The sequence below is a fragment of the Streptomyces silaceus genome (assembly GCF_001419745.1).
GTDB classification, from domain to species: Bacteria; Actinomycetota; Actinomycetes; order Streptomycetales; family Streptomycetaceae; genus Streptomyces; species Streptomyces silaceus.
Genome location: NZ_LIRJ01000333.1, coordinates 1 through 11,856, shown reverse-complemented (window position 1 = coordinate 11,856; position 11,856 = coordinate 1). Strand labels below are relative to the sequence as shown.

Annotated in this window: 13 protein-coding genes; 10 read left to right on the top strand and 3 right to left on the bottom strand. The window is 72.2% G+C overall.

The genetic code is table 11. The features are described from left to right. Positions 1–205: 205 nt before the first annotated feature. The 4 genes from AOK22_RS27835 (at position 206) to AOK22_RS27825 (ending at position 2,943) form a co-directional block, all read left to right on the top strand. Complete coding sequence (locus AOK22_RS27835; RefSeq protein WP_055701476.1) at positions 206–1,783, top strand: acyl-CoA carboxylase subunit beta; 1,578 nt, start codon at positions 206–208, stop codon at positions 1,781–1,783. Between the two features lie 24 nt (positions 1,784–1,807). Further along, positions 1,808–2,014 (top strand): acyl-CoA carboxylase epsilon subunit, encoded by a 207-nt coding sequence (locus tag AOK22_RS27830; protein ID WP_055701475.1) that lies wholly within the window; start codon positions 1,808–1,810, stop codon positions 2,012–2,014. A 95-nt stretch (positions 2,015–2,109) separates the two neighbouring features. After that, the gene (gene mmpB, locus AOK22_RS43775) at positions 2,110–2,238 is read left to right on the top strand and encodes a morphogenic membrane protein MmpB (RefSeq protein ID WP_269086369.1); all 129 of its coding nucleotides are present in this window, start codon (positions 2,110–2,112) and stop codon (positions 2,236–2,238) included. Between the two features lie 96 nt (positions 2,239–2,334). After that, positions 2,335–2,943 (top strand): nucleoside triphosphate pyrophosphatase, encoded by a 609-nt coding sequence (locus tag AOK22_RS27825; protein WP_055701474.1) that lies wholly within the window; start codon positions 2,335–2,337, stop codon positions 2,941–2,943. Positions 2,944–2,965: 22 nt separating this feature from the next. Here AOK22_RS27825 and AOK22_RS27820 read toward each other — a convergent pair whose 3' ends face one another. Beyond that, on the bottom strand, positions 2,966–3,445 hold the full coding sequence (locus AOK22_RS27820) for a hypothetical protein (protein WP_079036864.1): 480 nt from the start codon (positions 3,443–3,445) through the stop codon (positions 2,966–2,968). Between the two features lie 355 nt (positions 3,446–3,800). Here AOK22_RS27820 and AOK22_RS27815 point away from each other — a divergent pair, with 355 nt between their 5' ends. The 4 genes from AOK22_RS27815 to AOK22_RS27800 all read left to right on the top strand — a co-directional run bounded on the left by AOK22_RS27815 (position 3,801) and on the right by AOK22_RS27800 (position 7,568). After that, positions 3,801–5,576, top strand: coding sequence for an acetyl/propionyl/methylcrotonyl-CoA carboxylase subunit alpha (locus AOK22_RS27815; protein WP_055701472.1), 1,776 nt, complete (start codon positions 3,801–3,803; stop codon positions 5,574–5,576). 217 nt (positions 5,577–5,793) lie between these two features. Then, entirely contained in the window at positions 5,794–6,693 is a 900-nt protein-coding gene (locus AOK22_RS27810) for a GumC domain-containing protein (RefSeq protein WP_055701471.1), read from the top strand. Continuing rightward, on the top strand, positions 6,693–6,872 hold the full coding sequence (locus AOK22_RS27805) for a hypothetical protein (RefSeq protein ID WP_055701470.1): 180 nt from the start codon (positions 6,693–6,695) through the stop codon (positions 6,870–6,872). The genes AOK22_RS27810 and AOK22_RS27805 overlap by 1 nt, the downstream gene beginning before the upstream one ends. 132 nt (positions 6,873–7,004) lie before the next feature. Beyond that, entirely contained in the window at positions 7,005–7,568 is a 564-nt protein-coding gene (locus AOK22_RS27800) for a TetR/AcrR family transcriptional regulator (protein WP_107102047.1), read from the top strand. 70 nt (positions 7,569–7,638) lie between these two features. Here AOK22_RS27800 and AOK22_RS27795 read toward each other — a convergent pair whose 3' ends face one another. Further along, positions 7,639–8,610 carry a DeoR/GlpR family DNA-binding transcription regulator gene (locus AOK22_RS27795; RefSeq protein WP_079036863.1) on the bottom strand — a complete coding sequence of 324 codons (972 nt, stop codon included), beginning with the start codon at positions 8,608–8,610 and terminating at the stop codon, positions 7,639–7,641. A gap of 176 nt (positions 8,611–8,786) precedes the next feature. Continuing rightward, a complete protein-coding gene (locus AOK22_RS27790; RefSeq protein WP_055701467.1) occupies positions 8,787–10,235 on the bottom strand; it encodes an NAD(P)H-quinone dehydrogenase in 1,449 nt (482 codons plus the stop codon). A 120-nt stretch (positions 10,236–10,355) separates the two neighbouring features. Between AOK22_RS27790 and AOK22_RS27785 the strand changes: the two genes are divergently transcribed. Together AOK22_RS27785 and AOK22_RS27780 are read left to right on the top strand one after the other, a co-directional pair. Then, positions 10,356–10,793 (top strand): gamma-glutamylcyclotransferase family protein, encoded by a 438-nt coding sequence (locus tag AOK22_RS27785; protein ID WP_055701466.1) that lies wholly within the window; start codon positions 10,356–10,358, stop codon positions 10,791–10,793. A gap of 91 nt (positions 10,794–10,884) precedes the next feature. Beyond that, the gene (locus AOK22_RS27780; protein WP_055701465.1) at positions 10,885–11,709 is read left to right on the top strand and encodes a purine-nucleoside phosphorylase; all 825 of its coding nucleotides are present in this window, start codon (positions 10,885–10,887) and stop codon (positions 11,707–11,709) included. Positions 11,710–11,856 lie beyond the last annotated feature (147 nt).

The following is an 11,856-nucleotide window of genomic DNA, read 5'->3' as shown; positions in this document are numbered from 1 at the left end:
GCGGCGGCCGGTCGAGGTCGGACCAGCGGTTGTCTTGAGCATCTGACGGCGTCATGCAAGCCACCTTAGGTGTGGTAAACGCCGCACTGCCGAACGGTATCGGCGCCGATACGCTACGGGTCAGTAGCCAGCCGTGGCCGCCAGCCGCAGCAGCCGGCCGTAAGCCGTCGTACGCACCTTTGAGCAGGCAGGGAGCCGCATCCCTATGTCCGAGATCGACATCCACACGACCGCCGGAAAGCTCGCGGATCTCCAGCGCCGCATCGAGGAGGCCAAGCACGCGGGCTCGGCCCGCGCGGTCGAGAAGCAGCACGCGAAAGGGAAGCTGACGGCGCGCGAGCGGCTCGAACTGCTCCTCGACGAGGGCTCGTTCGTCGAGTTCGACGAGTTCGCGCAGCACCGCTCGACCAACTTCGGCCTGGAGAAGAACCGGCCGTACGGCGACGGCGTGGTGACCGGATACGGCACGGTCGACGGCCGCCCGGTCGCGGTGTTCTCGCAGGACTTCACCGTCTTCGGCGGCGCGCTCGGCGAGGTCTTCGGACAGAAGATCGTCAAGGTCATGGACTTCGCGCTGAAGACCGGCTGCCCGGTCGTCGGCATCAACGACTCGGGCGGCGCCCGCATCCAGGAGGGCGTCATGGCCCTCGGGATGTACGGCGAGATCTTCCGCCGCAACACCCACGCCTCCGGCGTGATCCCGCAGATCTCCCTGGTCGTCGGCCCCTGCGCGGGCGGCGCGGTCTACTCCCCCGCGATCACCGACTTCACGGTCATGGTCGACCAGACCTCGCACATGTTCATCACGGGCCCGGACGTCATCAAGACGGTCACCGGCGAGGACGTCGGCTTCGAGGAGCTCGGCGGCGCCCGCACCCACAACTCCACGTCGGGCGTGGCCCACCACATGGCGGGCGACGAGAAGGACGCCATCGAGTACGTCAAGTCGCTCCTGTCGTACCTGCCCTCGAACAACCTCAGCGAGCCGCCCGCCTTCCCCGAGGAGGCGGACCTGGAACTCACCGACGAGGACCGGGAGCTGGACACGATCATCCCGGACAGCGCGAACCAGCCGTACGACATGCACGGCGTGATCGAGCACGTCCTGGACGACGCGGAGTTCTTCGAGACGCAGCCGCTGTTCGCGCCGAACATCGTCACCGGCTTCGGCCGGATCGAGGGCCACCCGGTGGGCATCGTCGCCAACCAGCCCACGCAGTTCGCCGGCTGCCTGAACATCGACGCCTCCGAGAAGGCCGCCCGCTTCGTGCGGACCTGCGACGCCTTCAACGTGCCGGTCATCACCTTCGTCGACGTCCCCGGCTTCCTGCCGGGCGTCGAGCAGGAGCACACGGGCATCATCCGCCGCGGCGCCAAGCTCATCTACGCGTACGCGGAGGCCACGGTCCCGCTGATCACGGTCATCACGCGCAAGGCCTTCGGCGGCGCGTACGACGTCATGGGCTCCAAGCACCTGGGCGCCGACCTCAACCTCGCCTGGCCGACCGCGCAGATCGCCGTCATGGGCGCGCAGGGCGCGGTGAACATCCTGCACCGCCGCACGATCGCCGAGGCCGGCGACGACGTCGAGGCGGTCCGCGCGCAGCTCATCCAGGAGTACGAGGACACGCTGCTCAACCCCTACACCGCGGCCGAGCGCGGCTACATCGACGCCGTGATCATGCCTTCCGAGACCCGGTCCCACCTGGTGCGCGGCCTGCGTCAGCTGCGTACGAAGCGGGAATCCCTGCCTCCGAAGAAGCACGGCAACATCCCCCTGTAAGCCGCGACCACGTTAGGAGCCCTCATGATCAAGGTCGTACGGGGCAACCCGACCCCGGAGGAGCTCGCCGCCGCCCTGGCGGTGGTCCAGGCGCGCGCCGCGGCGGTGGCGAACCAGCCGTCCGGCGCGCCCGCGCTGCCGGACTCCTGGGCCGATCCCGCGCGGGTGGCCCGCCATCGGCTGCCCGCGCCCTCCGCCACGGCGTGGAGCCGCACCTACTGGCCCGGATAGCACCGGGCGGGACCGCCGGCATGGGCGAGTCGGGCCGGGGAACCTGAGTACGCGTACTCAGGCGCCCCGGCCGCCCCGGCCGCAGTATCGAGTCCATGCTGTGGTCGGATCCGGAGGACAACCCTCCCAAGGACATGCGGGACATGCAGGCGAAGATGCGCCGCGCGGGAGTCGTCCTGGCCCTGGCCATGGTCGTGGCGATGTTCGTGCTGACCATCCGCTGAGGCGCGCGCCGGGCGTCCGCCGCCGTGCGCGCCGGGCATCCGCCCGAGTGCCCCGGCCGGTCCCCCGGCCCCTCGCGGAGCGCCTACGCTGACCGCATGAGTGATCAGCCCCGCCGTCTCGTCCTCGCCTCCCAGTCCCCCGCGCGCCTCGGCCTGCTGCGCCAGGCCGGTCTGGCCCCCGAGGTGATCGTCAGCGGCGTCGACGAGGACAAGGTGTCCGCGCCCACCCCCGCCGAGCTCGCCCTCGCCCTGGCCGAGGCCAAGGCGTCCGTGGTGGCCGCGCGGCCGGACGCCAAGGGCGCGCTGGTGATCGGCTGCGACTCGGTCCTGGAGCTTGACGGGCGGGCGCTCGGCAAGCCGGCCGACGCCGAGGAGGCCACCGCGCGCTGGAAGGACATGCGCGGCCGCGCGGGCGTCCTGCAGACCGGCCACTGCGTCCACGACACGGTCTCGGGCCGGTACGCCTCGGCGACGGCGTCGACCGTGGTCCGCTTCGGCGACCCCTCCGACGAGGAGATCGCCGCGTACGTCGCGAGCGGCGAACCGCTGCACGTCGCGGGCGCGTTCACCCTGGACGGCCGCTCGGCGCCCTTCGTCGAGGGCATCGAGGGCGACCACGGCAACGTGATCGGGCTCTCGCTGCCGCTGCTGCGCCGCCTGCTCGCCGAACTGGGCGTCGGCATCACGGAGTTGTGGCAGAAGTAGCCGGAGGGGCCGTACGGGCGGCTCAGGCGGGCTGCGGGGTGCCGTTCTCGGGCGCCCCGTTCTCCCGGGCCGCGCCGCCGTCCTGCCGGGCCTCGCCCTCGTCCTGCCGCTGCTTCTTGTCGTACGCCACGAGCGTGAGGACGATCAGGCCGAGCACGACCATCATGAAGGCGAACGCGGCCCAGCCCACCAGGCCGACGGAGAAGGCGCCGAGCAGTCCGTGCACGACGGCGCAGCTGATCAGGAGCAGGCGCCCGAAGCCGCCGGGGCCGCGGTCGCGCGCCGCGGTGCGGGCCAGGACCAGGGCGCACAGCAGGAGGTAGCCGCCGAACAGGGCGCCGGCGATCCACGTCGACACGGTCATCGCGCGCGGATCCAGGCCCGCCAGCGACATGTCCTGCTTGTCGACGACGAGGCCGAGGAACCAGTTGAGGAGTGCGATGCCGATCGCCTCCGCGACGAGAACGATCGCGCCCACCCAGGCCACCGGTCTGCGCGCCACGGCGCCCCACCCTCTTTCCGCTGCTGTTACCCCAAGTACGTTCGAGCCATCGCGAACGCTACTAACGGGTAAACCCCGGGACAAGGGCTGTGTCGCAGGCAAAGAATCATTGGGCCATTCGTAGGGACTCCACAAAGAAAGGCGTCCCGCCGCAGCGCGGCCTCACAGAGACCTTGACCACACCGGAGGGCTACGCTGCCGGGGAAGGACCCTGCGTACCGTGGTACGACAAGGGATTTCGCGGACCCAGCCGGCCTCGAATCACACTCCGTGTGGGCAAGCTCACTATTGGGGACGGGTCGTAAGCCCGTGTCGGCAGTCCCTAAACTCGGCTTGTTTCAAGGAGGGAGCCATCGTGCGCAAGGTGCTCATCGCCAACCGTGGCGAAATCGCTGTCCGCGTTGCTCGGGCATGCCGGGATGCAGGGATCGCGAGCGTAGCCGTCTACGCAGACCCGGACCGGGACGCTCTGCACGTCCGCGCGGCAGATGAGGCGTTCGCCCTGGGCGGTGACACTCCGGCCACCAGCTACCTGGACATCTCCAAGGTGCTGGCCGCGGCCAAGGACTCGGGCGCGGACGCGATCCACCCGGGCTACGGCTTCCTTTCGGAGAACGCCGAGTTCGCCCAGGCCGTCCTGGACGCGGGCCTGATCTGGATCGGCCCGCCGCCGCACGCCATCCGCGACCTGGGCGACAAGGTCGCCGCGCGCCACATCGCGCAGCGCGCGGGCGCCCCGCTGGTCGCGGGCACGCCCGACCCGGTCTCCGGCGCCGACGAGGTCGTCGCCTTCGCCGAGGAGCACGGCCTGCCGATCGCCATCAAGGCGGCGTTCGGCGGCGGCGGCCGCGGCCTGAAGGTGGCCCGGACCCTCGAAGAGGTCCCGGAGCTGTACGACTCCGCGGTGCGCGAGGCCGTGGCGGCCTTCGGCCGCGGCGAGTGCTTCGTCGAGCGCTACCTCGACAAGCCGCGGCACGTGGAGACCCAGTGCCTGGCGGACCAGCACGGCAACGTGGTCGTCGTCTCGACCCGTGACTGCTCGCTGCAGCGCCGCCACCAGAAGCTCGTCGAGGAGGCCCCGGCGCCGTTCCTCTCGGACGCGCAGGTCGAGGAGCTCTACTCGGCGTCCAAGGCCATCCTCAAGGAGGCCGGTTACGTCGGCGCGGGCACCGTCGAGTTCCTCGTCGGCGTCGACGGCACGATCTCCTTCCTGGAGGTCAACACCCGTCTCCAGGTGGAGCACCCGGTCACCGAGGAGGTCGCCGGGATCGACCTGGTCCGCGAGATGTTCCGCATCGCCGACGGCGAGGAACTGGGCTACGGCGACCCGGAGTTGCGGGGTCACTCCTTCGAGTTCCGCATCAACGGCGAGGACCCGGGCCGCAACTTCCTGCCCGCGCCCGGCACGGTCACTCGCTTCGACGCCCCCACCGGTCCGGGCGTGCGCCTGGACGCGGGCGTCGAGGCCGGCTCGGTCATCGGCCCGGCCTGGGACTCGCTCCTGGCCAAGCTGATCGTCACCGGCGCCACCCGTGAGCAGGCGCTGCAGCGCGCCGCGCGCGCCCTCGCGGAGTTCACGGTGGAGGGCATGGCCACGGCCATCCCGTTCCACCGCGCCGTCGTGAAGGACCCGGCGTTCGCGCCCGAACTGACCGGCTCCAGCGACCCGTTCACGGTCCACACCCGCTGGATCGAGACCGAGTTCGTCAATGAGATCCCGCCGTTCGCCGCGCCCGCCGCGGACGCCGATGCGGACGAGGAGCCGGGCCGCGAGACGGTCGTCGTCGAGGTCGGCGGCAAGCGCCTGGAGGTCTCGCTGCCGTCCTCGCTGGGCATGACGATCGCGCGCACCGCGGCGGCGGGCGGCGCCCGTCCCAAGCGCCGCGCGGCCAAGAAGTCCGGCCCGGCCGCCTCCGGCGACACCCTCGCCTCGCCCATGCAGGGCACGATCGTCAAGGTCGCGGTCGAGGAGGGCCAGGAGGTCAAGGAGGGCGACCTGATCGTCGTCCTGGAGGCCATGAAGATGGAACAGCCCCTGAACGCGCACCGCTCGGGCACGATCAAGGCCCTGGCCGCGGAGGTCGGCGCGAGCCTGACCTCGGGCGCGGTCATCTGCGAGATCAAGGACTGACACGTCGGCCGCCGCGCGGCGGCCGACGTCCCGCTGGGCCGGGCTGGAGCATCCAGCCCGGCCCAGCGGCGTTCCCGGGGCACGCCTCGTGCCCCGCGGCGCAGGGGGCACGGACCCGGCCGGGCCGATGACCGGCCGGGCCGCGCGCCCCGCAACCGGGCCCCCGTCCCCCCGCGTCCTCCTCCCACGTAGAACCGAAGACCACGGGGGGACTTCAGTGACACGCACGGGGGATGTCATCTGCCTGCTCGCCGCCGCGGGCGCCGTCACCGGCGCCGGCTGGCTGGCGGCGGGCGTGGGGACCGGGGAGCGCTACGAGGCGGGGCTCGTCCTCGGCCTGGCCGCGAGCCTGTCCGTGGCGCTGCTGCGCCGCTTCACGGGGCTGCCGCTCGGCAGGAGCCGCCCCTACACCTTCGCCCTGCCGCGGCCCGCGCCCGACTGGCGCGCCCCGCTGCCGGACCCGCGCGGCGATCCGGAGGCGCTGCGCCCGCACGCCGTGGAGCGTGCCGGGCTGCTCGGCGACGCGTCCGCGCTGGGCGACACCCTGCGCCACACCTGCACGCTGTCGCCCCGGCTGCGCGGCGAACTGAACACGTTCGCGGTCACGGCGTCGATCCAGGCGAGCAACTCGGTGATCCACTCCGCGCTCGCCCCCGCCGACGCGGGACCGCGCAGCCCGGACCCCGCGTACGACGCCGCGTACGCGCTGGGGGAGCTCGTCGCGGGCGTGGAGTTCGGCCGCATCGGGATGCGCGCCCTGGAGGCGCTCGTGACGGAGAGCCCGCTGCGGCCCGACCCGCCCTGCTACTTCAATCCGCTGCACGAGCGCGGGCACGCGCGCGTGGCGCCCCCGGTCGCCGTGGAGGGCATCGAGGAGGTCGCCGCCTGCCACCGCTGCGCGGCGGATCCCGCGCCGCTCCTGGTGCCGTCCGCGGCGGGCCCGGTGCCGTACTACGAGAGCGACGCCGTCGACACGCGCTGGCGCCTGCTGGGCTACGGCGCGGTGGTCCCGGACAACGGCGCCACGATGATCGCCACGGCCCGCGACGGCTTCCGCCCCGGCGCCGGCAGCGGCGGCACGCGCACCACCAAGAAGCTTCGTACGAGAGTGAGTTGATGATCATGGGGGACCTGGCGACCGGGGTGCTGAGCGGCGCGCTCGTCGGCACCTGCGTCACGTATCCGCTGGTGCTGTGGCTGACCCGGAACCTGCGCGGGGGCGCCCTGCCCCCGCACCGCCGCGAGCGCAGGGCACGGGCGGAGCTGGACGCCTTCTTCGGCCGGCGGCCGTCCTGACCTCGGCCGGTCGCGCCCCGCGGGCAGTGGCATCCTTGAGGGACGCGTACGTTCACGAAGGGTGCGGGGATGACGACCGGCACGGGCCAGCAGGCGAGAGCGCCGCAGCAGGGGGCACAGTCGGCGCGGACCATGCGGGCCGACGCCCGCCGCAACTACGACCGGCTGCTCGCCGAGGCGCGCTCCGCCTTCGCCGAGCACGGCACGGGCGCGTCCCTGGAGGACGTGGCGCGCCGCGCGGGCGTCGGCATCGGCACGCTCTACCGGCACTTCCCCAACCGGCACGCGCTGATGAGCGCGGTCTGGGAGGACGCGGTGAGCGATCTGCTCGCGCGCTCGCGGGCGCTGCTGGACGATCCGCAGCCCTGCGCGGCGCTGGTGGCGTGGCTGCGTGCCATCGTCACTCATGCGGGTGAGTACCGCGGCCTGTCGAGCGCGCTCATGTCGGCGTCGCACGACGCCAGTTCGGCGCTCGCGCAGTGCTCCATGCCGATGCGCGAGGCGGGCTCGGCGCTGCTCGCCCGCGCGCAGGACGCCGGGGCCGTGCGCCCCGACGTCTCCATCTCCGATCTGCTCCAGCTCACCAACGCGATCTCGCTGGCGGCCGAAGAGACCCCGGACGACCCGAAGTTGGCCGACCGGCTGCTCACGCTGACCTTGCGGGGCCTGAAGGCCGACGGGCAGCCCGCGGCGTGACGCCCGCGCCGGCGGCCGTGCCGTCACGGTGCGTCACGTCCCGCCGCGGCCGTCCCGGCCCCGCCGGGGGTCAGCGGCGGCGCAGATCCGCGACCCGGGCGGCCCGCTCGCCGGGCGGCTGCTCCCCGAGGAGCGCGCTGCGCAGCTGCTGACCGGGCCCCGCCCCGTGGTTGCGACGCTGACCCGGCAGGGGCACGTCCCGGCGCGGCTGGCGCCCCGCCGGGACGGATTCGGCACCGGGCCCGGCGTTAGGGCCCGTGGAGCCGCCCGCCACCGCGATCTGTACGCCCTGGTCGGCCAGGGCCTGCAGCTCCGTGGCCGCCCGGTCGTCGTGCGCGGGCGGCTCGTCCGTGACCAGCCGGGTGATGACGTCCGTCGGCACCGTCTGGAACATCGTGTCGGTGCCGAGCTTGGTGTGGTCGGCGAGGACCACGACCTCGGCCGCCGCCTGGACCAGCGCGCGGTCCACGCTCGCGGAGAGCATGTTGGACGTGGACAGGCCGCGCTCGGCGGTCAGACCACTGCCGGAGAGGAAGGCGCGCGACACCCGCAGGCCCTGGAGGGACTGCTCGGCCCCGCTGCCCACCAGCGCGTAGTTCGAACCGCGCAGGGTGCCGCCCGTCATGACGACTTCGACCCGGTTGGCATGGGCCAGCGCCTGCGCCACCAGCAGGGAGTTGGTGACGACGGTCAGGCCGGGCACCCGCGCGAGCCGTCGGGCCAGCTCCTGCGTGGTCGTACCCGCCCCGACGACGATGGCCTCGCCCTCTTCGACGAGACCCGCCGCGAGATCGGCGATGGCCGTCTTCTCGGCGGTCGCGAGATGTGATTTCTGCGGAAAGCCGGACTCCCGCGTGAATCCGCCCGGCAATACCGCACCGCCATGTCGGCGGTCGAGGAGTCCTTCTGCCTCCAGCGCGCGCACGTCCCGCCGTACGGTCACTTCGGAGGTCTGGACGACGCGGGCGAGCTCGCGGAGCGATACCGCTCCGTTGGCCCGCACCATTTCGAGGATCAATTGGCGACGTTCTGCAGCGAACACGAAACTGACAGTAACCCCAACGACCGTCTGCTTTCAGCAGTTTGCGCCGAATTACAGAAGTTGTTCGCACGGCAGGGTGGGAAGTGGTATAGGTGCCTACTACCCCGGCCTATGCCGCGCGAATGGGTCGCAACAGCGCGTGACCTGCGAAGAGTTGATTCCCGCTGCTGCCGGGATCAGCCCTCGCCCGCGGCCTTCCGGGTGTGGAGTTGACGCGCCACCTCGGCGATCGACCCCGAAAGCGATGGGTACACGGTGAACGCATTCGCGATCTGCTCGACCGTCAGATTGTTGTCGACCGCGATCGAGATGGGATGGATCAGTTCCGAAGCGCGCGGTGCGACGACCACACCGCCGACCACGATGCCCGTGCCGGGACGGCAGAAGATCTTGACGAAGCCGTCGCGGATGCCCTGCATCTTCGCGCGCGGGTTGCGCAGCAGCGGGAGCTTGACGACGCGGGCGTCGATCTTCCCGGCGTCGACGTCGGCCTGGCTGTAGCCGACGGTCGCGATCTCCGGGTCCGTGAAGACGTTCGCCGAGACGGTCTTCAGGTTCAGCGGCGTGACCGCGTCGCCCAGGAAGTGGTACATCGCGATGCGGCCCTGCATGGCGGCGACGGATGCGAGCGCGAACACACCGGTGACGTCACCGGCGGCGTACACGCCCGGCGCGGACGTCCTGGAGACCTTGTCGGTCCAGATGTGCCCGGAGCCCTTCAGCTTGACGCCGGCCTCCTCCAGGCCCATGCCGCTGCTGTTCGGGATGGCGCCGACGGCCATCAGGCAGTGCGTGCCGGAGATGACGCGTCCGTCGGCGAGCGTGACCTCGACCCGGTCGCCGACGCGCTTGGCGGAGGCGGCGCGGGAGCGGGACATCACGTTCATGCCGCGGCGGCGGAAGACGTCCTCCAGGACGGCGGCGGCGTCCGGGTCCTCGCCCGGCAGCACGCGGTCGCGGCTGGAGACGAGCGTGACCTTGGAGCCCAGGGCCTGGTAGGCGCCGGCGAACTCGGCGCCGGTGACGCCGGAGCCGACCACGATGAGCTCCTCGGGCAGCTCGTCGAGGTCGTAGACCTGCGTCCAGTTCAGGATGCGCTCGCCGTCGGGCTGGGCGTCGGGCACCTCGCGCGGGTGACCGCCGGTGGCGATCAGCACGGCGTCGGCGACGAGCGTCTCCTCGCTCCCGTCGGCGGCGCGCACGATCACCTTGCGCGACCCGTCGATGTCCTGCTGCCCCTCCAGGCGGCCGCGGCCGCGCAGCACGCGCGCGCCCGCACGCGTGACGGAGGCGGTGATGTCGTGGGACTGCGCGAGCGCGAGGCGCTTCACACGGCGGTTGACCTTCCCCAGGTCCACACCGACCACGCGCGCGGGGGTGTCGATGTGCGGGGTGTCGTCCGCGACGATGATCCCGAGCTCCTCGTACGACGAATCGAAGCTGGTCATCACCTCGGCCGTCGCGATCAGAGTCTTCGACGGCACGCAGTCGGTGAGCACCGACGCCCCGCCCAGACCGTCGCAGTCGACGACGGTCACCTCCGCGCCGAGCTGGGCGGCCACGAGGGCCGCCTCGTATCCGCCGGGTCCGCCACCAATGATCACGATCCGAGTCACGTACTCCATTGTCCCGCACGCTTCAAGACAGCAACGCGCCGGGGCCCTCCGTCCGTGCGACGACCCCCGTCCGGGCGGTCCTTCCGCCGCGGGAGAGGCACAGCCGATTGCTGTCGTACCCTCGACCTCATGTCGCTCTACGCCGCGTACGCCGGCAATCTGGATCCGCGGCTCATGTCACGCCGCGCCCCGCACTCGCCGCTGCGCGCGACCGGCTGGCTGAACGGCTGGCGGCTCACCTTCGGCGGCGAGCACATGGGATGGGAGGGCGCCCTCGCCACCATCGTCGAGGCCCCGCGCTCCCAGGTCTTCGTGACCCTCTACGACATCGCCCCCATGGACGAGGACTCCATGGACCGCTGGGAGGGCGTCGGCATGGACATCTACCGGCGCATGCGGGTGCGCGTCCACACGCTGGAGGGCGAGGAACCCGCGTGGGTGTACGTCCTCAACGGCTACGAGGGCGGCCTCCCGTCGGCCCGCTACCTGGGCGAACTGGCCGACGCCGCGGAGTCCGCGGGCGCCCCCCACGACTACGTGATGGAGCTCCGCAAGCGCCCCTGCTGAGGGGTCTCGTCGGAAACGACAAGACAACGATCGAAATCCCGTGAGCATCGTCATCTACGCGCGTAGGGCGCGAGCGGCTACTCTCATCGACGTGAACGCTTCAGTTATTCCGGACGACATCCAGGGCGACCCGTACGCCGCCGCCGACGCCGCCGCCGCGCGCCTGCGCGAGCTGACGGGCGCCGAGACCCACGACGTCGCCCTCGTGATGGGCTCCGGCTGGGCGCCGGCCGTCGACGCGCTCGGCACCCCCGAGGCCGAGTTCCCGGTCACCGAGCTGCCCGGCTTCCCGCCGCCGGCGGTGGCGGGCCACGGCGGTCGCATCCGCTCCTTCAAGGTCGGCGACAAGCGCGCCCTGGTCTTCCTGGGCCGCACCCACTACTACGAGGGCCGTGGCGTGGCCGCCGTCGCGCACGGTGTCCGCACCGCCGTGGCCGCCGGCTGCAAGACCATCGTGCTCACCAACGGCTGCGGTGGTCTGCGCGAGGGCATGCGGCCCGGTCAGCCGGTGCTGATCAGCGACCACCTGAACCTCACGGCGACGTCGCCGATCGTGGGCGCGAACTTCGTCGACCTGACGGACCTGTACTCGCCGCGGCTGCGGGCGCTCTGCAAGGAGATCGACCCGAGCCTCGAAGAGGGCGTGTACGCGCAGTTCCCCGGCCCGCACTACGAGACGCCGGCGGAGATCCGCATGGCCCGCACGATCGGTGCGGACCTGGTCGGCATGTCCACCGTCCTCGAGGCGATCGCCGCGCGCGAGGCGGGTGCGGAGGTGCTCGGCATCTCCCTGGTCACGAACCTCGCCGCGGGCATGACGGGTGAGCCCCTCAACCACGAGGAGGTCCTCCAGGCGGGCCGCGACAGCGCCACCCGCATGGGCGAACTCCTGGGTCAGGTCCTGGGCCGCATCTGACGGCCGCGGGGCGCCTCGCCTGGCGGGGCGCCCCGCACCGTCCGGCTGCGCCGGGGCCGGAGCCACACTCATCGCTGCCCGGCACCGGGGTCTGTGCCCGCCTGCACCGGGCTTGGAGCCTCCTTTACCGGGGCGCGCCCGCACGCG

Coding starts and splice junctions, on each gene's coding strand:
- mmpB (WP_269086369.1), top strand. CDS start 2,110: ATGCTGTGGTCGGATCCGGAGGACAACCCTCCCAAGGACATGCGGGAC.
- AOK22_RS27785 (WP_055701466.1), top strand. CDS start 10,356: ATGTCGCTCTACGCCGCGTACGCCGGCAATCTGGATCCGCGGCTCATG.
- AOK22_RS27835 (WP_055701476.1), top strand. CDS start 206: ATGTCCGAGATCGACATCCACACGACCGCCGGAAAGCTCGCGGATCTC.
- AOK22_RS27825 (WP_055701474.1), top strand. CDS start 2,335: ATGAGTGATCAGCCCCGCCGTCTCGTCCTCGCCTCCCAGTCCCCCGCG.
- AOK22_RS27805 (WP_055701470.1), top strand. CDS start 6,693: ATGATCATGGGGGACCTGGCGACCGGGGTGCTGAGCGGCGCGCTCGTC.
- AOK22_RS27800 (WP_107102047.1), top strand. CDS start 7,005: ATGCGGGCCGACGCCCGCCGCAACTACGACCGGCTGCTCGCCGAGGCG.
- AOK22_RS27790 (WP_055701467.1), bottom strand. CDS start 10,235: ATGGAGTACGTGACTCGGATCGTGATCATTGGTGGCGGACCCGGCGGA.
- AOK22_RS27830 (WP_055701475.1), top strand. CDS start 1,808: ATGATCAAGGTCGTACGGGGCAACCCGACCCCGGAGGAGCTCGCCGCC.